Source organism: Micromonospora sp. NBC_01412, from assembly GCF_045040215.1.
Classification (GTDB): Bacteria; Actinomycetota; Actinomycetes; order Mycobacteriales; family Micromonosporaceae; genus Micromonospora; species Micromonospora rubida.
In genome coordinates, this window is the sequence record NZ_CP109528.1 from 1,477,910 (window position 1) to 1,500,676 (window position 22,767).

The 22,767-nt window shown below is 71.7% G+C and carries 22 protein-coding genes and 2 pseudogenes; 5 read left to right on the forward strand and 19 right to left on the reverse strand.

Annotated features, from left to right (window positions below):
* Positions 1 to 66 precede the first annotated feature (66 nt).
* The 19 genes and pseudogenes from OG617_RS06390 to OG617_RS06480 form a co-directional block, all read right to left on the reverse strand.
* Complete coding sequence (locus tag OG617_RS06390) at positions 67 to 1,260, reverse strand: thiolase family protein (protein ID WP_405099560.1); 1,194 nt, start codon at positions 1,258 to 1,260, stop codon at positions 67 to 69.
* Positions 1,257 to 2,177, reverse strand: coding sequence for an acyl-CoA dehydrogenase family protein (locus tag OG617_RS06395; RefSeq protein WP_405099562.1), 921 nt, complete (start codon positions 2,175 to 2,177; stop codon positions 1,257 to 1,259). Before OG617_RS06395 ends, OG617_RS06390 begins: the two co-directional genes overlap by 4 nt.
* Positions 2,167 to 3,672: a class I adenylate-forming enzyme family protein gene (locus OG617_RS06400; RefSeq protein ID WP_405099564.1), complete on the reverse strand. Its 1,506-nt coding sequence runs from the start codon at positions 3,670 to 3,672 to the stop codon at positions 2,167 to 2,169. Before OG617_RS06400 ends, OG617_RS06395 begins: the two co-directional genes overlap by 11 nt.
* Positions 3,669 to 4,775 (reverse strand): acyl-CoA dehydrogenase family protein, encoded by a 1,107-nt coding sequence (locus OG617_RS06405; protein ID WP_405099566.1) that lies wholly within the window; start codon positions 4,773 to 4,775, stop codon positions 3,669 to 3,671. Before OG617_RS06405 ends, OG617_RS06400 begins: the two co-directional genes overlap by 4 nt.
* Positions 4,772 to 5,569 (reverse strand): enoyl-CoA hydratase/isomerase family protein, encoded by a 798-nt coding sequence (locus tag OG617_RS06410; protein ID WP_405099568.1) that lies wholly within the window; start codon positions 5,567 to 5,569, stop codon positions 4,772 to 4,774. The genes OG617_RS06405 and OG617_RS06410 overlap by 4 nt, the downstream gene beginning before the upstream one ends.
* Before the next feature lie 4 nt (positions 5,570 to 5,573).
* Positions 5,574 to 6,731 (reverse strand): CaiB/BaiF CoA transferase family protein, encoded by a 1,158-nt coding sequence (locus OG617_RS06415; RefSeq protein WP_405103499.1) that lies wholly within the window; start codon positions 6,729 to 6,731, stop codon positions 5,574 to 5,576.
* Positions 6,732 to 6,742: 11 nt separating this feature from the next.
* Positions 6,743 to 7,882, reverse strand: coding sequence for an acyl-CoA dehydrogenase family protein (locus tag OG617_RS06420; RefSeq protein WP_405099570.1), 1,140 nt, complete (start codon positions 7,880 to 7,882; stop codon positions 6,743 to 6,745).
* 10 nt (positions 7,883 to 7,892) lie between these two features.
* On the reverse strand, positions 7,893 to 8,663 hold the full coding sequence (locus tag OG617_RS06425; RefSeq protein WP_405099572.1) for an SDR family NAD(P)-dependent oxidoreductase: 771 nt from the start codon (positions 8,661 to 8,663) through the stop codon (positions 7,893 to 7,895).
* Complete coding sequence (locus tag OG617_RS06430; protein WP_405099574.1) at positions 8,660 to 9,490, reverse strand: IclR family transcriptional regulator; 831 nt, start codon at positions 9,488 to 9,490, stop codon at positions 8,660 to 8,662. The genes OG617_RS06425 and OG617_RS06430 overlap by 4 nt, the downstream gene beginning before the upstream one ends.
* Before the next feature lie 17 nt (positions 9,491 to 9,507).
* Positions 9,508 to 10,734 carry an acyl-CoA dehydrogenase family protein gene (locus OG617_RS06435; protein ID WP_405099576.1) on the reverse strand — a complete coding sequence of 409 codons (1,227 nt, stop codon included), beginning with the start codon at positions 10,732 to 10,734 and terminating at the stop codon, positions 9,508 to 9,510.
* Complete coding sequence (locus tag OG617_RS06440) at positions 10,731 to 11,927, reverse strand: thiolase family protein (protein ID WP_405103501.1); 1,197 nt, start codon at positions 11,925 to 11,927, stop codon at positions 10,731 to 10,733. Before OG617_RS06440 ends, OG617_RS06435 begins: the two co-directional genes overlap by 4 nt.
* 42 nt (positions 11,928 to 11,969) lie before the next feature.
* Positions 11,970 to 12,632, reverse strand: a pseudogene (locus OG617_RS06445) (NAD(P)-dependent oxidoreductase); the annotation flags it as partial.
* Positions 12,633 to 12,692: 60 nt separating this feature from the next.
* The gene (locus OG617_RS06450) at positions 12,693 to 13,409 is read right to left on the reverse strand and encodes an ABC transporter ATP-binding protein (protein ID WP_405099578.1); all 717 of its coding nucleotides are present in this window, start codon (positions 13,407 to 13,409) and stop codon (positions 12,693 to 12,695) included.
* A complete protein-coding gene (locus OG617_RS06455; RefSeq protein ID WP_405099580.1) occupies positions 13,406 to 14,185 on the reverse strand; it encodes an ABC transporter ATP-binding protein in 780 nt (259 codons plus the stop codon). The genes OG617_RS06450 and OG617_RS06455 overlap by 4 nt, the downstream gene beginning before the upstream one ends.
* A complete protein-coding gene (locus OG617_RS06460) occupies positions 14,175 to 15,152 on the reverse strand; it encodes a branched-chain amino acid ABC transporter permease (RefSeq protein ID WP_405099582.1) in 978 nt (325 codons plus the stop codon). Before OG617_RS06460 ends, OG617_RS06455 begins: the two co-directional genes overlap by 11 nt.
* 14 nt (positions 15,153 to 15,166) lie before the next feature.
* Complete coding sequence (locus tag OG617_RS06465) at positions 15,167 to 16,042, reverse strand: branched-chain amino acid ABC transporter permease (protein ID WP_405099584.1); 876 nt, start codon at positions 16,040 to 16,042, stop codon at positions 15,167 to 15,169.
* A 4-nt stretch (positions 16,043 to 16,046) separates the two neighbouring features.
* Positions 16,047 to 16,463, reverse strand: coding sequence for a VOC family protein (locus OG617_RS06470; protein ID WP_387024770.1), 417 nt, complete (start codon positions 16,461 to 16,463; stop codon positions 16,047 to 16,049).
* A 51-nt stretch (positions 16,464 to 16,514) separates the two neighbouring features.
* Complete coding sequence (locus OG617_RS06475) at positions 16,515 to 17,270, reverse strand: SDR family NAD(P)-dependent oxidoreductase (RefSeq protein ID WP_405099586.1); 756 nt, start codon at positions 17,268 to 17,270, stop codon at positions 16,515 to 16,517.
* Positions 17,267 to 18,487, reverse strand: a complete 1,221-nt coding sequence (locus OG617_RS06480; protein ID WP_405099588.1) for an ABC transporter substrate-binding protein — start codon at positions 18,485 to 18,487, stop codon at positions 17,267 to 17,269. Before OG617_RS06480 ends, OG617_RS06475 begins: the two co-directional genes overlap by 4 nt.
* Before the next feature lie 327 nt (positions 18,488 to 18,814).
* Here OG617_RS06480 and OG617_RS06485 point away from each other — a divergent pair, with 327 nt between their 5' ends.
* The 5 genes and pseudogenes from OG617_RS06485 to OG617_RS06505 all read left to right on the forward strand — a co-directional run bounded on the left by OG617_RS06485 (position 18,815) and on the right by OG617_RS06505 (position 22,745).
* The gene (locus OG617_RS06485; protein WP_405099590.1) at positions 18,815 to 19,831 is read left to right on the forward strand and encodes an LLM class F420-dependent oxidoreductase; all 1,017 of its coding nucleotides are present in this window, start codon (positions 18,815 to 18,817) and stop codon (positions 19,829 to 19,831) included.
* Positions 19,832 to 19,853: 22 nt separating this feature from the next.
* Positions 19,854 to 20,219 (forward strand): annotated as a pseudogene (locus OG617_RS06490) (MaoC family dehydratase N-terminal domain-containing protein); the annotation flags it as partial.
* Between the two features lie 90 nt (positions 20,220 to 20,309).
* Positions 20,310 to 20,708: a MaoC/PaaZ C-terminal domain-containing protein gene (locus OG617_RS06495; protein ID WP_405103503.1), complete on the forward strand. Its 399-nt coding sequence runs from the start codon at positions 20,310 to 20,312 to the stop codon at positions 20,706 to 20,708.
* Positions 20,709 to 20,878: 170 nt separating this feature from the next.
* Positions 20,879 to 21,919 (forward strand): LuxR C-terminal-related transcriptional regulator, encoded by a 1,041-nt coding sequence (locus OG617_RS06500; protein WP_405099592.1) that lies wholly within the window; start codon positions 20,879 to 20,881, stop codon positions 21,917 to 21,919.
* A complete protein-coding gene (locus tag OG617_RS06505) occupies positions 21,906 to 22,745 on the forward strand; it encodes a hypothetical protein (protein ID WP_405099594.1) in 840 nt (279 codons plus the stop codon). Before OG617_RS06500 ends, OG617_RS06505 begins: the two co-directional genes overlap by 14 nt.
* The last annotated feature ends 22 nt before the right edge of the window (positions 22,746 to 22,767 follow it).

Genomic DNA, 22,767 nt, shown 5'->3' on the forward strand with positions numbered 1-22,767 from the left:
CGACGGTGACACGAGTGAGCGGTGGTCGAGGCTCCGTCGCGTCGATCCGAATGCCGGCAGGGCCTGTCAGCGGACGGTGACGATGACTGACTCGGCTTCGCCGACGCCGCCACAGATGGCGACCAGGCCCCTCCCCCCGCCCCGCCGGCGCAGCTCGTTGATCATCGTCATCACCAGCCGGCCGCCCGTCGCGCCCGTGGGGTGACCGACCGCGACAGCCCCGCCGTTGACGTTCGTCCGCTCGCGCAGCCGCAGCGCCTTGTCCCGGTCCCCGTCCGCCAGAACAAGTGTCGTGACCAGGGGCACCGCCGCGAATGCCTCGTTGACCTCGATCAGGTCGATGTCGTCCAGGGTCAGGCCGGCCCGGGCCAGTGCCCGCTGGGCCGCCCGCGCGGGCATCGACGCCAGGCGCTGCGGATCGCCGGAGACCTGGGTGCACGCGCTGACGGTGGCCAGGCCGGTGGTGCCGCGCCGCGCCGCCTCCGCCGTACTGGCCAGCACCAGGGCCACCGCGCCGGTACTCATGTTGGGCGCGTTGCCCGCCGTCACCGTGGCGCTGTCGTAGACCGTCGGCAGCGCGGCCAGTTGCTGTGCTGTGGTGTCGGGCCGCGGCGCCTCGTCGGCGGCCAGCCGTACCGGGCGGCCGGTCCGGTCCGGCACGTCCACCGGCACGATCTCGTCGTCGAAGCAGCCGCGGGCCAGGGCGTCCGCGTACCGTTGTTGGCTGCGCAGCGCCCAGTCGTCCTGTTCGGCGCGGTCCACCCCGTACTCGGTGGCTTCGGCGCCGGCCTGCACGGCCCGGGGTACCCCCGTGTGCGGGCAGGCGACGACGAGCTGGTCGGTGAGCACGATGTCGCCGATCCGGTTTCCGAAGCGGGCCGCATGCACGAAGTACGGCACCCGACTCAGGTTCTCGACGCCGCCGGCGACGCTCAGCGCGGTGTCGTTGAGCCGCAGTCCCCGGCTGGCCAGCGTGATCGCCGCGAGCGACGAGCAGCAGGCCCGGTCGACGGTGTACGCGACCTTCTCCTCGGGGATGCCGGCCCGTAGCAGCACCTGCCGGGCCACCGAGCGCTCGGAGCCGGGGAAGTTCACCCCGAACGCCAGCTCGTCGACGTCCGCGCCGGTCAGGCCGGCGCGGTCCAGCACGGTGCCCACCGGGATCGCGCCGAGGTCGGGCAGGGGCAGGTCGCGAAGGGCGCCGCCGAAGCGGCCGAACGGGGTACGGGCCGTGGCGAGGACGACAACGTCGTCGGTCATGGGGTGGTCCTCTCGAAAACGTCGGCGGTCCACGCCGCCCTGCGGTACGGGGCCAACGCCTGGGTGCGTAGCTGTGCGATGCGTCGCCCGTACCAGGCCACGCCGCTCTCTTCGGTGAACGCCATCGCGCCGTACGCCTGGAAGGTGTGGTACGTGGCGGTACGGGCCGCGCGGGCTGCGGAAAGGACGGCGGCCCGGGCGGCGCGGGCGGCGTCCGCACCGCCGTCCGTCAGGCGGGACGCGGCCCGGCTGGTCAGGGCCCGCGCGGCGGCCAGTCCGATGTCGGCCTCGGCGAGCGGGAAGGCCACGCCCTGGAAGTCGCCCAGCGGCCGGCGGAACTGGTGGCGGCTGGCCACGTACTCGGCGGCGTCCCGAACCAGCCGGGCACCGGCTCCGACGAGTTGCGCGGCGAGCGCCAGGTCACCCAGGGCGAGCGCGCCGCACTCGTCGGGGACGCGCCGGCGGGGTGCCAGCGGCACCTCGGCCCACAGCTCACCGGTGAGCATCGGCACGGGCACCGCCTCGCCGGCCGGCTCACACTCCCAGAGGCCGTCGTCGGTGAGCGCGAAGAACACGGTGGCGCGGTGTCCCCAGGGCAGCGGGCCGCCGGTACCCACGGTGGCGATGCCGTTCGCCGGTGGTTCGGCGGCGGCGCGGGTCGCCAGGACGGTTTCCCAGAGCGGGCCGGGGCAGCCGAGGCCGCCCAGCTCCTCCATGACGGCGGCGATCTCGCCGGCCACCTCGGTGCCCTCGGCTGCGAGGCCGAGGAACCCGATGTCGGCGAGGTCCTGCCAGGTCTGCTCGGGAAACCCGTCGCCGGGCAGGTGGCGCCAACCCTCCTCATGACGCCGGCACAGCATGCGTACCGCCTCCGCGAACTCGCGCGGCTGCTGGCCGTAGTCCACCTCAAGCGTCACGGGTGACCTCCCGTAGGGCACGTTTGTCCACCTTCATCGCCGGGGTCACCGGCAGCGCGTCGAGCACGTGGAACCGGCGAGGCACCTTGTACCCGGCCAGGGCGGCGCGGCAGTGCTCGCGCAGCCCGTCGGGATCCACACCGCCACCGGGGTGTGGTACGACAGCGGCCTCCACCCGTTCGCCCCACAGCGGGTCGTCCACGCCGAAGACCGCAACCTGGTGGACCTGCGGGTGCCGGGCGATCACGTTCTCCACCTCGATCGGGAAGACGTTCTCGCCCCCTGAGATGACCATGTCCTTGGCGCGGCCGGCCAGGTGGAGGAAGCCGTCCTCGTCGAGCCGGCCGAGGTCACCGGAGCGGATCGCGCCGTCGACCACCGTGGCCCGGGTCTGTTCCGGCCGCGCCCAGTACCCGGACATCTGCCACGGCGCGCGGACCAGGACCTCACCGACGCCGCCCCGGGGCACGTCGTGGCCGGCGTCGTCGACGATGCGGATCGACGCCCCCGGCACCGGGCGACCCAGCCCCCGGTCGACGCCGTCCTCCTGTTCCCAGGAGCGAAGCCGGGCCACCGCGCCGAACTCGGTGGCGCCGTACCCGGTGATCAGCTGGGCCCGCGGAAACGCGGCGCGCAGCCGACCGGGGAAGGCAGGCACGCTGGCGGTGGAGCCGAACAGCACCCGGCGGATCGAGGCGCCGTGTTCCGCGCCGAAGCCGGGATGCTCCAGCAGCCGCAACAACGCGGTGGGTGCGCCGAACAGCCGGGTGGGCCGGCCGGTGGCGAGCGCGTCGAGGACAGCGGCCTCGTCGAAGCGCGGCAGCAGCCAGGCGGTGCCGCCCGCGAACAGGGTCGCGAACACGATCGTGGCGACCGCGATGTGGAAGAACGGGGAGAAGTACAGCTCCACGTCGGTGCGCCGGATCTCCATCTGCGCCTGGCAGGACGCGGCGTACTGGTACAGCGCCGAATGGGTCCAGGTGGCGCCCTTCGGTTCGCCGGTGGTGCCGCCGGTACCGATGATCATCGCGGCTGTCTCGTCGCGGAACGCGGGCGACGACGAGACGGGCGTCACGGCGGTCAGCGACATCCGGTCGGTCAACGACCCGGGGGCGCCGGCCGAGGACAGGGTGGCCAGGCCGCAGCCCAGCCTGGCCGCCAGCTCGGTGTCGGGTTCGGCGGCCAGCAACTGGGCCGGGCAGAGCGGGGCCAGGAAGGCGTACGCCTCGGGCGGGGCGAGCCGGATGTTCAGCGGTACCGCGACCGCCCCGGCGGCCATCACCCCGAACAGCGCGGCCAGATGCGGGGCGCCGGGCGCCAGCGCGGTGACCACCCGGTCGCCGGGGGCGACACCGAGGGCGCGCAGCGCGGCGGCGTGCTCCTCGATCGCGGTCCACAGTTCCGCGTAGGTGTACTCGCCGACCGCGTCGATCAGCGCCGGCGCGTTCGGCGCGTGCCGCGCGTGGTCGGCGAGCACGTCCAGGTACCCGGTCATCGACGTCCTCCCAGCCCGAGCGCCTCGCGGGCCAGCACGCCCAGCATGATTTCCGAGGTGCCTCCGGCGATGGTCTCCATGAAGGTCTCGTGCCACAGGAAACTCGGCGTGCCGGTGCGGGCGGCCCCGGCATCGCCGACGTCGAACGGCAGCCGCGCGATGCGTTGCAGGGTCCTGCTGCCCAGCAGCTTCGCCCGCGCCGCCTGCGCGGCGCCGTCGTGGCCGGACTCCAGGGCCGCGAGGGTGCTCATGGCCGCCACCTCCACCTCGGCCACGTCCAGCGCTATGTCGGCGATGTCGTCGCGGGTCCGGGCGTCGGCCGACCAGCCCCGCTCGGCCGACCAGCGCAGCAGGTCCTCGAAGTCGCGGCGGACCCGGCCGGGCAGCACCATCAGATGCCGCTCGACGGCCAGCGCGGCCCGGATCAGCCGCCACGCCTCGCCTTCGGCGCCGATCCGGTTCTCCTGCGGCACGTACACGCCGTCGAGGCTCACCTCGTTGAGCCGGTGCCCGTCGATGGTCTGGATCGGCCGGATCTCTACCCCGGGCGCGGTGAGGTCGAGCATCAGCAGGGTGTGACCGCTTTCCGGGGTACGGCACAGCAGCCACAGGTAGTCGGAGTTGTGCGCGTCGGAGGTCCACCGCTTCTCGCCGGTGACCCGGTAACCGTCGTCGTCGGGCACCGCCCGGGTGCGCACCCCGGCCAGGTCCGATCCGGCTTCCGGCTCCGAGTATCCCAACGCGAAGCTGATCTCGCCCAGGCCGATGCCGGGCAGGAAGCGGGCCCGCTGCTCGTCCGTGCCGTGCCCGATGATGGTCTTCGCGACGATCCCGGCGGCCAGGTCGGGGCGTACCGCGCGGGCGTAGGCCAGCTCGTCCCAGACGATGAACTCGGTGGAGGGCGGCGCGTCCTGCCCGCCCCACTCACGCGGCCAGGCCAGCCGTAGCCAGCCGCGCTGGCCGAGCTCGCGGTACAGCTCGCGGCTGGCGCCGCCCCGGCCGTGGAAGTACTGCATCGGGTCGCGCTTGTGCGCGTGTTCGGCCAGGAAGGCCCGCACCTCATCGCGCAGGAGTTCCTGACCGGCGGTGAAGGCCCACCTCATGCCGGCACCTCGACGTTCCACTGCGGAGGGCGTCGCTCAACGAAAGCGCGCGCACCCTCGGCGAAGTCGGGGTGGGTCCACTGCCGGCGGGCCAGTTCCCAGCCATACTCCAAAGCCTCCTGGTGCGGTCGTTCGGCGGCACCCCAGATGGCCTGCTTCGAGCGCGACACCGCACTCGGGGAGTTGGCGGCGATGGCCGCGGCCAGCTCCCGCGCGGTGTCCATCAGGCCGGCCGCCGGCACCAGTTCGTCGACCAGACCGAGCTGGTACGCGCGGGTCGCGTCGAGCCGGAAACCCCGGCCCGCCAACGTCATCCGCAGCACGGTGCCCAGCGGTAGGCGGCGGGCCAGTCCGATGTTCTCCACCGCACCGACCTGCCCGACGCTGACATGGGTGTCCATGAACTGGGCGTGCTCGGCCGCCACGACGATGTCGGCGTCCGCGACGAAGTGCAGCCCGCCTCCGGCGACCAGCCCGTTCACGGCGCAGATGACCGGCTTCCACACCTCGTTCTGCAACGGTGACCAGACGATGTCCTCGGCCACCGTGCCGTGCCCGGACGAGGTCGTACCGGTGTCGGCCACCTCGCGGACGTCGGCACCGGTGCAGAAGTGCCGGTCCCCGGTGCCGGTGACGATGACCACCCGTACCGACGGGTCGTCACGTACCTTCGCCCACAACTCGCGCAGCCGGGGCCGCATCCGCCGCGACAGCGCGTTGCCCACCTCCGGCCGGTTGAGCCGGATGGTGGCGATGCCGTCGTGCTCGTCGTACTCGATGTCCTCGTTCGTCATATCGCTAACCCACGATCCGCTCGGCGCGCAGCCGTTCGATGTCTGCTACGGACAGTCCGAGGCCGGCGAGCAGCTCGTCGGTGTGCCGGCCGTACCCGACCGGTGGGCCCGGCGGCACCGCAGCGGTCCGGGAGAACCGAGGCGCGGGTGCCGGCTGGGGCGTGCCCGCGACCGGCACCAGCGTGCCCCGGGCAGCCAGATGCGGGTGAGCGGCGGCCTCGGCCATCGACAGCACCGGTGTGACGCAGGCATCGGTGCCGTCGAACACCGCGGTCCACTCGTCCCGGGTGCGGGTGGCGAAGGTCCGGGCGAACGCGGCGGCCAGCGCGGGCCAGCGCTCCCGGTCGTGCTGCGGAAAGTTGTCGGCGGCCACCCCGAGCCCGGACAGCAGTTGGGCGTAGAACTGCGGCTCGATCGCGCCGACGGCCATGAAGCCACCGTCGCTGGTGCGGTACGTGCGGTAGAAGTGCGCCGCGCCGTCGAGCACGTTGCTCTCCCGCCGGTCCGACCAGGTGCCGGCGGCCAGCATCCCGTGGAACATCGCGGTCAGCGAGACCGCGCCGTCCACCATGGCCGCGTCGATGACCTGCCCGGCCCCGGAGCGCTCCCGTTCCCGCAGCGCGCAGGCGATGCCGAAGGCCAGGTACATCGCGCCGCCGCCGAAGTCGCCGACCAGGTTCAACGGCACCGGCGGTGGCAGCTCGGCCGGCCCCATCGGGTGCAGCGCTCCGGCGATCCCGATGTAGTTGATGTCGTGCCCGGCCCGCTGGGCCAACGGCCCGTCCTGCCCCCAGCCGGTCATCCGCGCGTAGATCAGCCCCGGATTGCGTTCCAGGCAGGGTTGCGGGCCGGCGCCCAGCCGCTCCATCACGCCGGGCCGCATCCCCTCCATCAGCACGTCGGCGCCCTCCACGAGGCGCAGCAACAGGTCCACGCCCTCGGACCGCTTGAGGTCCAGTGCCACGGTGCGCCGGTGCCGGTGCCGCGGATCCGTCTCGACGCTCGCTCCCGCACCCGGCGCGGGGGCGCCCACCCGGTCGACCCGGATCACCTCGGCGCCCATGTCGGCCAGCAGCATCCCGGCGAACGGCACCGGGCCCAGCGCCGCCACCTCAATGACCCGTACGCCCTGCAGCGGCCCGGACATGACGTCTCCTCCGATGTGTGCTGTGTTCATCGCAGTGCCGACACCCCGAGCAGGTGCTTGCCCAGGTGCAGGATCTGGATCTGGCTGGTGCCCTCGGGGATGGTCGCCTCCCGCGCGTCGCGGAAGTAGCGCTCCACCGGGGACTCCTCCATCAGCCCGGCCCCGCCGTGCACCTGCAACGCGAGCGTCGCCGCCTGACCGGCCGCCTCGCCGCAGTAGTACTTGGCCATCGAGCACTCGTACCGGCCCGGCAGCCCGGCGTCGAGCGTGCGAGCTGCCTGGTAGCCCAGCAGCCGCGCGGTCTCGGTGAGCGTGGCGACCTGTACCACCATCTCCTGCACCAGCTGGAATCCGGCGATCGGGCGGCCGAACTGTTCCCGGGTGCGGGCGAAGTCCACACAGGACTCCAGGCACGCCTGGGCCAGCCCGACCGCGCCCATCGCCATGTTCAACCGGCCCAGGTTGACGCCGGACATCGCCAGGGACAGCCCCCGGCCCAACTCGCCGAGCAGGTTGGCCGCCGGTATCCGGGTCTGGTCGAAGACCAGTTCGCAGCTGGTCGTGGCCCGCAGCGGCATGTGCGGGATGTCGTAGGCCTGGTACTCCGACTCCGTCCGGTCCACCAGGAACGCGCTGACCTCGCCGGTGTCCGGCACCCGGGCCAGCACGACCCCGAAGTCGCCGGCCAGGGCGTTGGTGATGTAGAGCTTCCGCCCGTTGATGACGTAGTCATCCCCGTCGCGCCGGGCGGTCGTGCGCAGCGCGCCGGCATCGGAACCCGCGTCGGGTTCGGTGAGCGCGAACCAGCCGAACCGTTGCCCGGCCAGCAGCGGCCGAAGGAACCGCTCCTTCTGCTCCGGCGTGCCGGCCGTGCTCAGTACCCGGGCCACCATGCTCTGCACGTTGAGCGTGGTGCGCAGCGAACCCCAGCAGCGGCCGGCCTCCTGCATCAGCAGGGCCTGCACCATGTGGCTGGCGCCGTCGCCGCCGTCCGCCTCCGGTACCACACCGCGCACGTACCCGAACTCGTACAGCTCGGCCAGCCGATGCCAGGGAAAGGTGCGGGCGCGTTCGTGTTCGGTCACGATCGGCGCGATCTTCGCGTCGAGGTACGAGCGCACGCTGTCACGCAGCAGCCGCTCGTCCTCAGTCAGCAGGACATCCATCGCCGCCGCCTCAGCTGAACCGGCCGCCGGTGACGTGGAGCACGTCCCCGGTGACGAATGAGGCTGCCGGCGAGGCGAGGTACAGCGCGGCGGCGGAGATGTCCTCGGGGGTGCCGAGGCGGCGGATCGAGTTGGCGCGCTCCGCCCGTTCCGCGATGGCGTCGAACTTCGGGTGCCGGCGGACCGTCTCGGTGGCGATCAGGCCGGGGGCGATCGCGTTGACCGTGATGTTGTGCTTGCCGAGCTCCTTGGCCAAAGTACGGGTCAGGCCGACGATGCCGGCCTTGGCCGCCGAGTAGTTCGCCTGCCCAGGGTTGCCCAGGTACGCCCGGGAGCTGATGTTGAGGATCCGCCCGTAGCCGCGCTCGATCATGCCCGGCACCACGGCACGGCTGCACGCGAAGGTGCCGTACAGGCACACGTTGAGCACCTGGTGCCAGTCTTCGTCGCTCATGGACACCAGCGGCCGGTCCACCGGGAAGCCGGCGTTGTTGACCAGGATGTCGATGCGGCCGTGGCGGGCGTTCACCTCGGCGGCCATCGCGTCGATGCTCTCCCGGGACGTCACGTCCAGCGTGTGCGGATGCGCGTCGATGCCTTCCGCGGTGAGCTGTTCGGCGCTGCGGGCGGCGGGTTCGGCGGCGATGTCGGCGACGATCACGGTGGCGCCGGCCAGCCCGAGTTCCCGGCCGATGGCCAGGCCCAGCCCACCCGCTCCACCGGTGACCACGGCCACCTGATCGCGGAGCGTCTCTGTTGAAACCGAGGCCGTAGCCGTCATGTGCGGTACTCCCTGTCTTTCGGAGGTTGGTGGTCGACCCAGGACTCGTTCTGACCGACGAGTTCGGTGCGACCGGCGAGCATCTTTGTGATCCGCTCGCAGCATTCGCGCAGCAGCCGCCCGTACAAGGCGGATTGTTGTTCGTCCATCTCACTGGTGAAAGCCACGGCGGCGGCGACCAGCCGGATCCGCCCGTCCGGCCCGAAGATCGGTGCGGCGACGGTGCTGACGCCCAGCGCATAGCCCTCGTGGTCGACCGCGAAACCCTGCTCGCGCACCCGTTCCAGGTCGCGCAGGAAGATCTCCTTGCGGGCGACGCTCTTGCTGGTGAACAGTTGCAGCCCGGTGGCCAGCGCGGCATTGACCTGCGAGGGCTGGTCGTAGGCGAGGAAGACCCGGCCGAACGAGCCGCCCTGGATCGGCACCGGTGTGCCGACCTGCAGGGTGATGCGCACCCGGTGTGGGCGCTCCAGCTTGTCGACCAGGATGATCTCGGTCAGGCTGATCCGCCGGTACAGCACGATCGTGGCGTTCATCTGGTCCAGCAGTTTGGCCAGGCTGCGCTTGGCGATGCTGACATCGTTCATCTGGTTGGCCGCGGCGGCGCCGAGTTCGACCAGCGCGGGGCCGAGCTGGTAGCCCTGCCCGGCGTCGTCGTACTGGACGAGGTTCTCGGCCAGCAGGGTGCGCAGGATGTAATAGGTGGTGCTCTTGTTCATGCCGGTGGCTTCCACCGTCTTCGCCAGCGACATTGAGTCCTGTGCCGCGAGCAGTCGCAGCACCCGTACGGCCCGTTCGATTGCGGGGACCCGGTATTCCTCGGTCATGGCAGCATCACCTCGACTCATCCGCTCATCTCGCCATTGGCCAGACGCCGTGAGATGAGCCGCTTGAGTATCTCCGAAGAGCCGTCCGCGATCTTTACCGTCCGCATGCTCTGCCACGCCTTCGCGAGCCCCACCTCGGTGGTGATGCCCATCCCGCCCAGCGTCTGCATGGCCCGGTCGATGACATCGGTGGCCATCTCCGTGGCGAACAGCTTGGCCATCGCCACCTCGGTCAGGGCGGGCCGCCCGGAGTCGACCAGTTCGGCGGCGTGCAGTCCCATGAGGTGCGCCGCGTGGATCCGGGTGGCGGCATCGGCCAGCGGGAACGAGATGCCCTGGTTGTCGAACAGCCGGGTACCGAACGTCTCCCGCTCGGTGGCGAACCCGACCGCCAGGCCCAGCGCCCAGCGGGCCAGCCCGACGCCCTTCGCCGTGTTGTACAGCCGGCCGGTGGCGATGCCGTCCAGCCCGAGCGACAGCCCGCCGCCCGGCTCGCCGAACAGCTGCCAGTCCTCGACGCGCACCTCGTTCAACGACAGGATGGCATGCTCGCCGCCCATCTGGCCGTACAGGCCGATGACGCTGTCCACCTGGAATCCCGGCGCGTCGGTCGGTACCAGGAATGCCGAGATGCCGCCCGCCCTGGCCCGTACCTTCTCGGGGTCGGTGACCGCGAAGACGATGGCCAGGTCGGCATGCGGGCCGTTGGAGATCCACTGCTTGACGCCGGTGAGCCGCCAGCCGCCTGCCTCGGGCACCGCCCGGGTCGACATCTGCCACACGTCCGAGCCGGCGCCAGGCTCGGACATCGCGAAGCACATGGTCTGCTCACCGGAGAGCAGGGAGCCCAGGAAGGTGTCCCGCAGCCGCTGCCCGGCGCGGCCGAACACCACGCTCGGTCCGGTGGCCCAGTGCGCCACCACCTCGCTGCCCAGCCAGCCGCCGCTGCCGCAGAGCCGGTTGATGAGCTCCCACGCCGCGTACATGGTGACCGCGCCCTGCCCACCGCCGCCCAGCTCCTCGGGAACGCACATCGTGTAGTACCCGGCGCCGGCCGAGGCCATCCGGACCGCGCGGCGGTGCTCCTCGACGGCGGCGACGTGCCGGCCGTCCGGCCCGTACCGCTGGCGCGGGTCGGACAGCAGCGCACCGGCCTCGCGGTGGCGGGCGAGGACCTCCGCGTTCAGGAAGTCGCGCAACCCGTCCAGGATCTCCCGGTTCTGCGCCGACAGCAGCTCGCTCATGCCTCACCAATCCGTTCGAAGAGCGTCGCGGTGGCCATTCCGTATCCGACGCACATGACCTGCAACCCGTACCGGCCACCCCGGCGGTGCAGCTCGTACAGCAGGGTGGTGGCCAGTCGGGCACCCGAGCACCCGGTGGGATGGCCCAGCGCGATGGCGCCACCGTTGACGTTGAGCCGACTGGGATCGGCGCCGGTCTCCCGCAGCCAGGCCAGCGGGACGCTGGCAAACGCCTCGTTGACCTCGTACAGGTCGATGTCGGCAATGGTCAGTCCGGTGCGCTCCAGGATGCGCCGGGTCACCGGAATGACGCCGTGCAGCATCAGGTCGGTTTCCACGCCGACGACCTCGGTGGCCACGATCCGTGCCAGCGGTACGAGGCCGAGCCGTTGCGCCTCGGCGCCGTCGCAGACCAGCACGGCCGCCGCGCCGTCGGTGAGCTGGCTGGAGTTGCCGGCGTGGTGCACGCCGTCCGCGCCGAAGGCGGGCTCCAGCGCGGCCAGGGCCGCCAGCGAGGTGTCTGGCCGGATGCCCTCGTCGCGCTCGATGAGCCAGCCGGCGTCGGGCAGCTCGTCGGCGAGCAGCGCCGTGGTGAGGTCGGCGGGTACCGGTACGCACTCGTCGGCGAACCGGCCGTCCCGCCAGGCCGCCTCGGCGTTGCGGTGGCTGGCCAGGGCGAAGGCGTCCAGCTCGGCACGGTCCAGGTGCCAGCGCGCGGCGATCCGGTCCGCCGCCACGCCCTGGTCCACCAGCTCGTACCGGCCGGTGACCGCGCCCGGTGGGGTGACACCCGCCGCGTCGGCGCCCAGCGGCACCCGGGACATCGACTCGACGCCGGCGGCGATCACCATCCGCTGCTGGCCGCTCAGCACCGCGTGCGCCGCGAAGTGCAGCGCCTGCTGGCTGGAACCGCACATCCGGTTGACCGTCACACCCGGCACCGTGACCGGCAGGCCGGCGGCCAGCGCGGCCACCCGGGCGATGTTGCGCCCCTGCTCACCGACCGCGTTGACGCATCCGGCGATCACGTCGTCGACCGTGTCCGGCGCGATGCCGGCCCGCTGCACGAGCCGGCGCAGGGTGTAGGCCAGCAGCTCGTCCGGGCGTACCCCACTCAGCGCGCCCCGGCGGCGGCCCAGCGGGGTCCGCACCGCCGCCACCACCACCGCCTCCCGCTGGGTGCCGGCGGCCAGCCGGGTCAGTGGGATGTCCGCACCGTCGCCGGCCAGCGCGACGGCGGCGTGCAGGTCCTTGGCGACCATGCCGGGCGGCAGCACCTCGCGGATCTGGCGGCGGTAGTAGGCGAAGTTGCCGGTCAGCCAGGACTGCGCGGTGCCGGAGTCCAGCACCTCCAGCAGCTCCGCCTCGCCGACGCCCGCGTCGCCGCCCAGCGCCAGGGCCTCTTCCAGCACCTGGAACCCGACGTGCAGCGCCAGGTTGTTGGCCAGCTTGGCGGCCAGTCCCGCGCCGACCGGCCCCACGTGGTGGATCCGGCTGCCGAGGGCGTCGAGGACCGGACGGACGCGGGCCACATCGTCCGGGTCGCCGCCGACCATCAGGGTGAGTTCGCCGCTTCGTGCCCGGGCGTCGCCGCCGGCCACCGCCACATCCAGCAGCGCCACCCCTGCCGCGCCCGCCTGGGTCGCGACGTCCCGCACGGTGCCCAGCGAGATCGTGCTGTGCACCAGGATGGTGCCGCCTGGGCGCATCCCGGCCAGCAGCCCGGTCACCACGTCGCGGACCTGGGCATCGTCGTACACGGCGACGCCCACCACGGTGGCGGCGGCGCCCACGTCGGCCAGCGAGGCCGCGACCCGGGCACCGGGCACCTCGGCCGCGGCCGACGCGTTTACGTCGTACACCACCACCGGGAACGCACGCGCCAGTGCGGCGGCCATCGGCCGGCCGATGTTGCCCAGCCCCACGAAACCGACCACCACGGTACCGTCGGCCACGGCTCAGCCCTCCACGATGGCGCCCATGGCGGCCTGGTAGGCGGCGTCCAGTTCGGCGACGTCATCGTGTTCGGCGACGACACGGCCGCGCATCAGCACGACACCGCCGTCGGCGACCTGGCCGAGCACGCCGATCGTCGGCGCGGCCAGCAGTACGGCGGTGCCCGACCGGGCCAGCTCCCGCACGGTGCGCAGCAGGTCGTCCACGATCAGCGGGGCCAGCCCGGTCGCCATCTCGTCGAGCAGCAGCACGCTGGGGTCGGTCATCAGCGCCCGGGCCACCACCATCATCTGCTGCTCACCGCCGGAGAGCACGCCGGCCGGCCGGCTCGCGCGGGTGCGCAGGATCGGGAAGCGGTCCAGTGCCTGCTCCACCCGCTCCGGGTCCAGGCGGAGCAGTTCGGCGCTGACCATCAGGTTCTCCCGGACGCTCATCCGGGCGAAGAGCTGCCGGCCCTGTGGCACCAGGGCGAGCCCGGACCGGGCCCGGACCCGGGTGGGCAGCGCGGAGACGTCCCGGCCGCCGAGGTACACCTGCCCGCCCGACGGCACCGAGCCGTACAGCGCCAGGACCAGACTGCTCTTGCCGGCGCCGTTGGGGCCGACCACGAGGGTCACCCGCCCCGCCGGTACCCGCAGTTCGGTACCGGTGAGGTTCAACGCGCTCGCTCGTCCGTATCGGACGGTCAGCTCGTTGGCCCGCAGGCCTGTCTCGCTCATCGATCCACCTGCCCGGTGCCGAAGTAGACTGCCTGCATTTCGGCGCTGGCGAGGCAGTCGCGGGGTGCGCCGTCGAAGACGACCGTGCCGCCGGCCATCAGCACCATCCGGTCGGCCATCGAGGCCACGATGTCGACGTTGTGGTCGACCAGCAGCACGGCGGTGCCGCCGGCGGCGACCGTGCGGATGGATTCGGACAGGCCGGCTATGCCGTCGGAGGCCAGCCCGGCGAATGGCTCGTCGAGCAGCGCGATGCGCGGGTGCTGCAACAGCGCGCGGGCCACCTCCAGCAGCCGCAGCTCGCCGAGGGTCAGGTCGGCGGCCAGCCGGTCGATCCGGCGCAGCCCGAGGCGGGCGGCGACCTGACCGGCCTCCTCGCGCAGGGCCCGGCCGCCTGGGGCGACCACGCCCCGCGCCGCCGCGCCCAGCAGTGCGAGGCCGGAGGACATGCCCCGGGCGAAACCGCCGACGATGATGTTGTCGCGGGCGGTGAGCGCGCCGGCGACCTGCGGGTACTGATAGGTGCGGGCCAACCCGGCGCGACGGGCGCGGAGGGAGGGCGAGCCGGCCAGCGGTACCCCGCCTACGAGCACCTGGCCGCTGTCGGGCTGCTGCTCACCGCCGATCAGGTCGACCATCGTGCTCTTGCCCGCGCCGTTGGGGCCGACCAGCCCGACGATCTCACCGGCACCGACCGTGAACGAGGCGCCGGTGACCGCCTTGACCCCGCCGTACGACTTGGTCAGCTCTTGACAGGAAAGGATGTCAGCGTTCATCGCGTCCGCCTCTGTTGACAGCGCCGACGAGCCGGCCGGTCAGGTCGCGGGCCAGTCCGATCAGGCCCTCCGGGGCGAAGATGAGCACCGCCACCACGGCGACGGCGAACAGGAGCGTCCCGGAACCCTGGAAGAAGTTGAGGTTGAAGGTGAGCTCGGTGACCAGCAGCGCGCCGATGACCACACCCCACGGGCTGGACCGCCCGCCCAGGAACGGGATGAACACCGCGAGGAACGCCACCGACACCGGGATCGACTCCGGCAGGATCGACAGGTTCGCCGTGGTGAACACGGCGCCGGCCAGCGATCCGATCGCGGCGCCGATGCTCAGCGAGATGAGGGTCAGCGCGGTCACCGGCACCCCGGCCGCCTCGACGGCGACCGAGGCCTGCGCCTTGGCCCGCAGCGTGACGCCGAACGGCGAGCGGCGCAGCCGGGACAGCAGCAACGCGATGAGCCACATCAGCACCAGCGCGATGACCACGATCTGGTCCCTGCCGAGCTCCGCCCCGAAGATGCTGAGCGACCGGGTGAGGATCACGCCCTCGGCGCCGCCGGTGACGCCGTCCGCGTCGACGAGCCACGCCTGGAACGCCTCGCTGAACAGCAGCGTCACGGCAGCCAGGTAGAAGCCGTTGAGCCGACGGGTGGCCAGGCCCAGGAGCACGGAGATGAGTACGGCGGCGACGATGCCCAGTGGTAGCGACACCAGCAGCGGCCAGCCGGTCCGGGTGGCGATCAGGCCCAGCGCGTAGCCGCCGATCGCCGCGTACGCGTTGTACGCGATGGACAACGAATCGCCCATGATGAAGTGGCTGTACAAGCCGAGCCCGATCAGCCCGTACGTGACGGTGAGCACGGCGAGGTCCTGCCGGTACCCGTCGGTGCCGACCCAGGTGATGGCGAGGATCAGCAGCACGCCGGAGATGACCGGTTCGGCGAGGGGCCGCAAGCGGCTGGCGCTCATACCCGTACCCGCGCTCATACCCGTACCCGTTTCATGAAGATGCCCTGCGGGCGGAAGGCGAAGAACAGCACGGCGGCGGCGAGCGTCGCGTAGTGCAGGGCGGCCGCGCCGAAGTAGAAGATGGCGGCCGACTGGATGGTGGCCAGGATCAGCCCACCGGCCAGCGGCCCCCACACCGACGCGGTACCGCCGATCACCAGCGCCAGGAACGCGAAGAGGGTGTAGTCCATCGCGCTTTCGAAGATGATCCCGGATCGCGCCGCGAAGACGCTGCCGGCGAGGCCGGCCAGCGCCCCGGCGAGGGTGAACGAGGCGATGCGTACCGCCCGCACCGGCAGCCCGAGGACGATGGCGGCCGGGGTGTTCTCGCCGATCGCGCGAAGTCCCCGACCCATCCGGGTGCGGTAGATGAACAGCAGCAGCAACCCGAACGCCAGGGCGGTCAGCCCGATCTCCAGCGCGGCCTGAGCGGTCACCGTGGCGCTGCCCAGCCGTACCGCGCCGTCCCCGACCAGTTGTGGCCCGGGCAGCGCGGCACGGCCGAACAGCACCCCGGAGATCTGTTCGAGGGCGAACAGCGTGGCCACCAGCGCGATGACCATCGGCAGTTCCTCGTTGGCGCCCGGCTTCCACATCGGACGCACCACGAGCACCTCGGTCAGCAGCGCCAGCGCCACCGCGCCGATGACCCCGATGACGATTCCGGCGGCGGCGGGCAGCCCTCGTACGCTGGTGAAGTACGCCGAGGCAAGCCCGGCGAACACCGCGTACCCGCCGATTGCGAAGTTGAAGAACCCGGAACTCTCCCGCACCACGAACATCGCCGCGGCCAGCAGACCGAAGAAGCATCCCGTCTCGATGATCGAGACGATGACCTGTAGGGGGATCATTGGATCAAGGGTGCTTCTGGTTGATTTCGACGACGTTCATCGACGGGTCGTAGCAGTAGACCTGCCGGTACCCCTTGAACGCCCACGTGCCGGCGTCGTTGTAGGGCATGCCCATCTCGCCCAGCCGTCGCATCACGCCGTCGATGTCGTCGACCTCGATGGCGATGTGTCCGTTGATGACCGGGTGCAGCCGCAGGTCGTTGTCCCACGGCAGCGTCGGGGTCGGCTTACAGATGTGGATCTGCCGCTGGTTGGTGTCCTCGAACAGGGCGACGAAGTCGTTGCCCGTCTGCAGAGCGCCCCGCCCGTCCTCGACGAACGGGAACTTCTTCTCCTGCATGCCGAACACCTTCGAGTAGAAGGCGGCCATCGCCCGGACGTCCGAGGCGGGCAGGTTGACGTGATGCAGGCTCCACGACATAGAACTCACTCCTTGGGGTGGTGGTGGTACGGGTGGTGGTGGTGATGCGGCTCAGACCCGAAGTGGGTGGCCGCCGCCGACGATCAGGGTCTCGCCGGTGATGAAGGCGCTGTCCGCGCCGCAGAAGAACCGCATGGCGCCCACGAGGTCGGCCATCCGGCCCTGGCGCTGGATGAGCTGCTTGTTGGCGATGAAGTCGCGAAGCAGTTCCTCGGGCAGGTCGGCAATGGCCGACTCGGAGTCCATCGGCCCGGGGGCCAGGCAGTTCACCCGTGTCCCGTCGGGCGCGAACTCCTTCGCGAGCGCGGCGGTCAGGCCACGCACGGCGAGCTTGGTGATGCCGTACACGTCGGTGGCGGCGAACCCGGACACCGACGAGATGTTGAGTACCGCGCCCGCGCCGCTGCGGCTCAGGTGCGGCCGGCAGGCCCGGGCGCAGTTGACGATGCCCAGCACGTTCACGTCGAGGATCTCCCGCCAGCCGGCGGTGGAGATCTCGGTGACCGGCCGGCTCCAGGCCATCAGGTGCTTGCCGGCGTTGTTGATCAGGATGTCGAGACCGCCGAAGTGTGCCACCGCCTCGTCGACCGCGCGTTGCACCGACGTCTCGTCGGCGGTGTCGCAGGCGACCCCGAGCGCCACGGCGGCCCCGAGATCGACGGCGGCCCGCACCGCCGCCGTCTCGTCGATGTCGGCCAGGACCACCCGGGTGCCGTCGGCGACGAGCGCCTCTGCGAACGCCCGCCCGATGCCCCGGGCGCCACCGGTGATGAATGCGGTACGCGGCTGAGCTGTCGTGTCGGTCATGAGCACTGCGGCTGGTAGTCGGCCCAGTTGTCGCCGGGCTGGTTCTGCTCGGTGAAGCGGCGCAGCACGATGCCGCACAGCCCGTCGCTACCGACGTGCTTGCTGGACGTGAAGCTCATCGTGAAGCCCTGCCGTCCCCAACTCGCCGGGAACGCGCTGATCTGCTCGAGCCCGCCCCGCACCTGCGCCGGACCGCTGTCCACGCCGGCCTTCTCGATCGCCTGCTTCAGCAGGTACACGGTGTCGTAGCCCTGCGCGGCGAACGCGGTCAGTCCCAGGTACTTGGCCCCCAGCTTGGCCTTGAGCTTCTCGCCCAGCTCGTTGGAGCGGGTGTTGTCGGCGGAGATGGCGCTGGCGTAGACGAGCTGCCGGAACGCGCCGGGCTTGGCGAGCTTCCAGGTGTCCGGCTGGTTGCCGATCGACGCCAGGGAGATCCGCGGCAGGTCCGGCATGATCTGGTTCGCGGTGTTGTGGAACAGCACCTCCAGCTGTCCGCCCAGCGAGGAGACGAACAGCGCATCGGGCTTGGCGGCGGCGATGCGGCTCAGCTGCGGCGCCACGTCGGTGCTGTTGAGCGGCGCCTTCTCGTTGGCGACGATGGTGATGCCGGACTTCTCGAAGATGGGCAGCAGCCCCTTGTTGAGCCCAGCCATGGTGGGCGAGTCGTCGGTGATGACGGCCAGCCGCGCGACGCCGATCTTCTTGAACGCCGCCGCGTACACGGTGCCGATGTCGGTGATCGGGTTGGCCAGGATGAACGAGAACGTGTTGTTCGGCGGTTCCGCGATGGCGGTGGCGATGTTCGTCGCCGAGACGGCGACGATCTTCTCCTGCTCGACGACCGGCTTGACCTGCTGGGCCGACGCCGACGACGAGTTCATGATGATGACGCGGGCACCGTCGCTGACGAGCTTGCGTAGGACGGCCGGGGTCTGACTGGGCTGGCTGCCGTCGTTCTGGCGGATCAGCTTGAGCGATCGCCCGCCCACGCCGCCGGCCTTGTTGATCTCGTCGATGGCCAGCGAGATCCCGGTGCTCGCCTCGGCCGAGGTGGCCGCAGTGCCACCCGAGGTGTCCTCGACCATCCCGATGACGATGTCTTTTCCGGACGACGAGTCGCCGGAGTCCTTGCCGTCGCCGCAGGCGGTGATCGATGCGGCGAGCGTGAGTGAGGTGGCCGCGATGCTCAGGCATCGCAACGCGTGGGTACGGGACATGGTCGCTCCTGCGGGTGGGGCATTGCGGCCGGTGAGCCCTGACGAACGACATTCGACGTCGGGCTGCGGGGGTGTGGAGGAGATGAGCCGAAGGCTCCGGCTCTCGGCGTCCGAGCAGGGGACGGAACGAACACCGACGGTCTGTCAGTAGAACCACGTTCAAGACCTGTGTGGCGAACATCATCGAATGGACCATGCGGGTTGTCAACCCTCTTCCGGCCTCTACCTCGGCATAAGTCGAGAATCCCGACCCTTGACGCCCACCCTCAGCATCCCTACTGTTCTCGAAATCAAGACGATGATCGTTCTACATACAGAACGGGCCTCATGAAACTCGGACTCAGCCTCGGACACTCAACCGGCCTACGGGACCTCGGCGCCGTGGCCCGCCGCGCCGACTCTGCCGGCCTGGACTCGCTGTGGGTCTCGGAGGCGTACGGCTCCGACGCGGTCAGCGTTCTGGGCCACCTGTCGGCGGTGACCAGCCGGATCGGCCTGGGCACGGCGGTACTCCAGATGCCGGCCCGCACCCCGGCCGCCACCGCGATGACCGCGCTCACCCTCGATCAGCTCAGCGACGGCCGGCTCCTGCTGGGCCTGGGCACCTCCGGCCCGCAGGTGGTGGAGGGCTGGCACGGCGTCGCGTTCGACTCCCCGCTGGCCCGAACCCGCGAGTACGTCGACATCGTGCGCGCGGCGGTGGCCCGGCGGGAACCGCTGACCTACCCGGGCGTCCACTACCCGCTGCCGTATCCGCGCGCCGACCGGGAACCACCGCGCCCGCTGAAAGCCACACTGCACCCGGTACGCCCGCGGATACCGGTCCTGTTGGCGGCCAACGGCCCGCGCAACGTGGCGCTCGCCGGACAGCTCGCCGAGGGCTGGCTGCCCGCCTTCTACTGCCCGGACCAGCCCGAGCTGTACCGGGACATGCTCGCCCCCGGGCTGGCCCGCCGCCCTGCGGAACTCGGCCCGCTGCAGATCGTGGCCACGGTGCACGTGGCGCCCGGAGCGGACCTCGCGGCCTGTCGGGACGCGCTGCGCCCGGCCTTCGCCCTGTACCTGGGCGGCATGGGCGCACGCGGCCGCAACTTCTACGCCGACCTGGCGTCCCGGCTGGGCTACGAGGCGGCCACCGACCAGATCCAGGAGTTGTACCTGGACGGACAACGCGCCCAGGCCGCTGCCGCGGTACCGGACGCGCTCATCGATCAACTTGCCCTGGTGGGACCACGCGAACGGATCCGGGACCGGCTGGCGGCCTGGGCGGATGCCGGGGTCGACGTACTGACCCTCAAGACCACCGACGTCGACCTGGTCGCGTGGCTGGCCGCCGCGCTCTAGAAGACCCGATCAGGAGAGAGACATGCCGCTCAACGAGGCATTCATCGGCAGGGTGTTCGCGCCCACCGCGCCGTACCGGGTCAGCCGGGAAAAGATCCAGGAGTTCATCCTGGCCACCGGAGCCGCCCTCCCCCAGAACGGCCAGCCGGTGGTCCCGCCCACCTTCCCCATCGTGCTGAGCCTGCCCGCCACCCGGAACACGCTGTCCGACCCGACGCTGGGTCTGGACTACAGCCGGGTAGTACACGGGCGCCAGCGATTCCGGCACACGCGAGGCGTACAGGCCGGCGACGAGCTGACGGTGACCGTCCACATCGAACAGATCCAGTCCGGCGGGGTGCACCAGATCGTCACCACCCGCAGCGAGATCGCCACCACGGCCGGCGAGCCGGTCTGCACGGCGTACTCGACGCTGGTGGAGCGGGGCACCGGGCCTCGGACTGCCAAGCGCGGCGCGAAACCGCAACAGCCCTGGACCGTGGCCGGCCAGAAGCTTCCGGCCCGCGAGTTCAAGGTCACCCGGCAGGACCTGGTGCGCTACGCGGGCGCGTCGGGTGACTTCAACCCGATCCACTTCAGCGACCACGCCGCCACCGGGTCGGGACTGCCCGGCGTCATCGGGCACGGGATGCTCACCATGGCGCTGACCGCGCGGGCAGTCACCGAATGGCTCGGGGACCTGGCCGGAGTGCTCGACCACGAGACCCAGTTCAAGCTGCCGCTGCTGGTGCCCGACGACGGGGGTGCCACCCTCACCGTCACCGCGACGCTCGGCGACCCCGACGATGCCGGCCACCGCCAGCTGGTGGCCGAGGCAACCGCCGGCGCCACCGTTGTCGCGGTCTCCCGCCTCACCATCCGCCCAGCCGAGCGGTGATCGGGTTCCGGGACGGCGGACGACCCGCCGCGGGTCGGAGACCCGCTGGGTCGTCCCGCGCGGAACGGTGCCCTAGCAGTCAGTGAGGTCACCGATCTGCGACTCCGCCGGCGAAACGCATGACTCAGATCACAGGCCGGGGTTGCGGCCGGGTAGGTGAGAATCCAGCAATGCTGACCCACCTGGGGTTGACCCTCGCTGAGCAGGACCTCTACCGGCACCTGATCCGGCATTCGCCGGTTCCGGTCGCGGACCTGACGGTCACTCACGGTGAGGCGGTGCCGGTGATGACGGAGCGCCTGGTCGCGCTCGGCCTGGTGGTCCGCCTCCCGGGTCCGCCGGAGCTGATCGCCGTCGTGCCACCCCGGGCCGCGCTGGAGCCGCTCCTGCACGCACGCGCCGGCCAGCTCGCGGAGATCCGCAGGCAGCTCGCGGCTCGCGCCGCGCGGACCGACGACGCGGCGGCCCGGCGTGAGCCGAACCCCCCGGTCGAACTGCTGTCGGGACCGGAGGCGCTGGTGCGTGCCCACCGGAAGGTCATGCGCAGTGTCCGGAGCACGGCCCGGTTCTGGGACATGCCGCCCTACCTTGACGATCTGGAGTGGGCGCTGCCGGTTGAGGACGGTTACCGCGAGCGTGGGGTGGTGGTCCGAGTGATCTACGACCCGCGCGCGGTGAGCCATCCCGGCCGCCTCGCCGAACTGCTCGGCGATGTACTCTCCGGCTTCTACGCCAGGGTGGCGGAGCTGCCGATGAAGGGCGCCATCGCCGACCAGTCGCTCGCCCTGGTCGCGAAGGTCGTAGATGGTCAGGCGGAGGGCCTGCTGGTCCGTGACCCGGTGCTGATCCGTGCGCTCATTGCGGCATTCGAGTGGTACTGGGAGATCGGCATTCCGTTGGGGGCGTTCACGGCGGAGCGGTTGGCCGCCGACGCGGCGGCCTCCGGGCAGGTGCCCGCAGAGCCGGACGACCGCGAGCGGGAGCTGTTGTTGCTGCTGGTCGCGGGCCTCACCGACCGGGAGATCGCCGCGCGCCTCGGCCTGAATGAACGCACCGTGCGGGGGCGCATCCAGCGGATCAAGATCCGGCTCGGCGCGCGAACGCGGTACCAGGCGGGTTACCTCGCCGCCCGGTACGGCTGGCTGACTCCCATCCGGCCGGCGACGTTCCGGAGTGCGGGCGACGGCGGGGCGACCGATGCCGCCGCGTGAGCGTTCGGGGGCGGGCGGCGCGGAGCGGGCCGAGGTCGCCGGGTTTCCTCCGGAGGTGGCCGGGGCGCTGTTGCACCTCGCGCACGAGCGGGAACTGGCCGAGATCCAGCGGCACATTGACGAGCTGACCGAGGCCCATCGGGCGCGCCAACTGGCCCTGGACCGCCGCTTGGCGACGGCGCTGACCGGTCCGGACGCCATCGCCGAAGGGCTCGGGCAGGTACGCGCCGCCACCCGTGACGAGCTGCGCTGCCTGGTGCGGGCCGGCGGATGGCGCCCGCCGGCCGACCTGCCATACCGCATGGTGGTCGAGGTGCCGCCGACCCGGGCGGGGAACCGGGCGGTTGGCGGGGCGGCCGGCGCGGCCGGCGGGCCGACGGTGCGCTGGTTGCCCGAGCTGCCGGTCTCCCTCTACCTGGCCGACGACCGGCTCGGGCTGGTCGCGCGTGGCGACCTGGATGCTGCGGTACTGGTCTATCCCAGCCTGTTGCTCGACGTGTTGGGTGGGCTGTTCGAGGCGCTCTGGGCGCGGGCCGATCCGCATCACGCCGGCGGGTCGGCGGATCGGTGGGGCGACCTGCCGGATCTGTTGCTGGCCGGGCTGACCGACCAGGCCATCGGCCGCCAGTTCGGGGTGAGTGACCGTACGGTGCAACGGCGGATAGCGGAGCTGATGGTCGAGTTCGGCGCGGCCACCCGGTTCCAGGCCGGTGTCCGGGCGGCGCTGCGGGCGGGTGCGGACTCTCCGGCCGGTGGACCGGGTCGGTCGGATGATCCCGCCGGATCGGCTGGTCGGGGCTGGAATGGCGGGCGCCCGGCCGGGTAGCTCCGGCCGGGCGCCCGGGGTG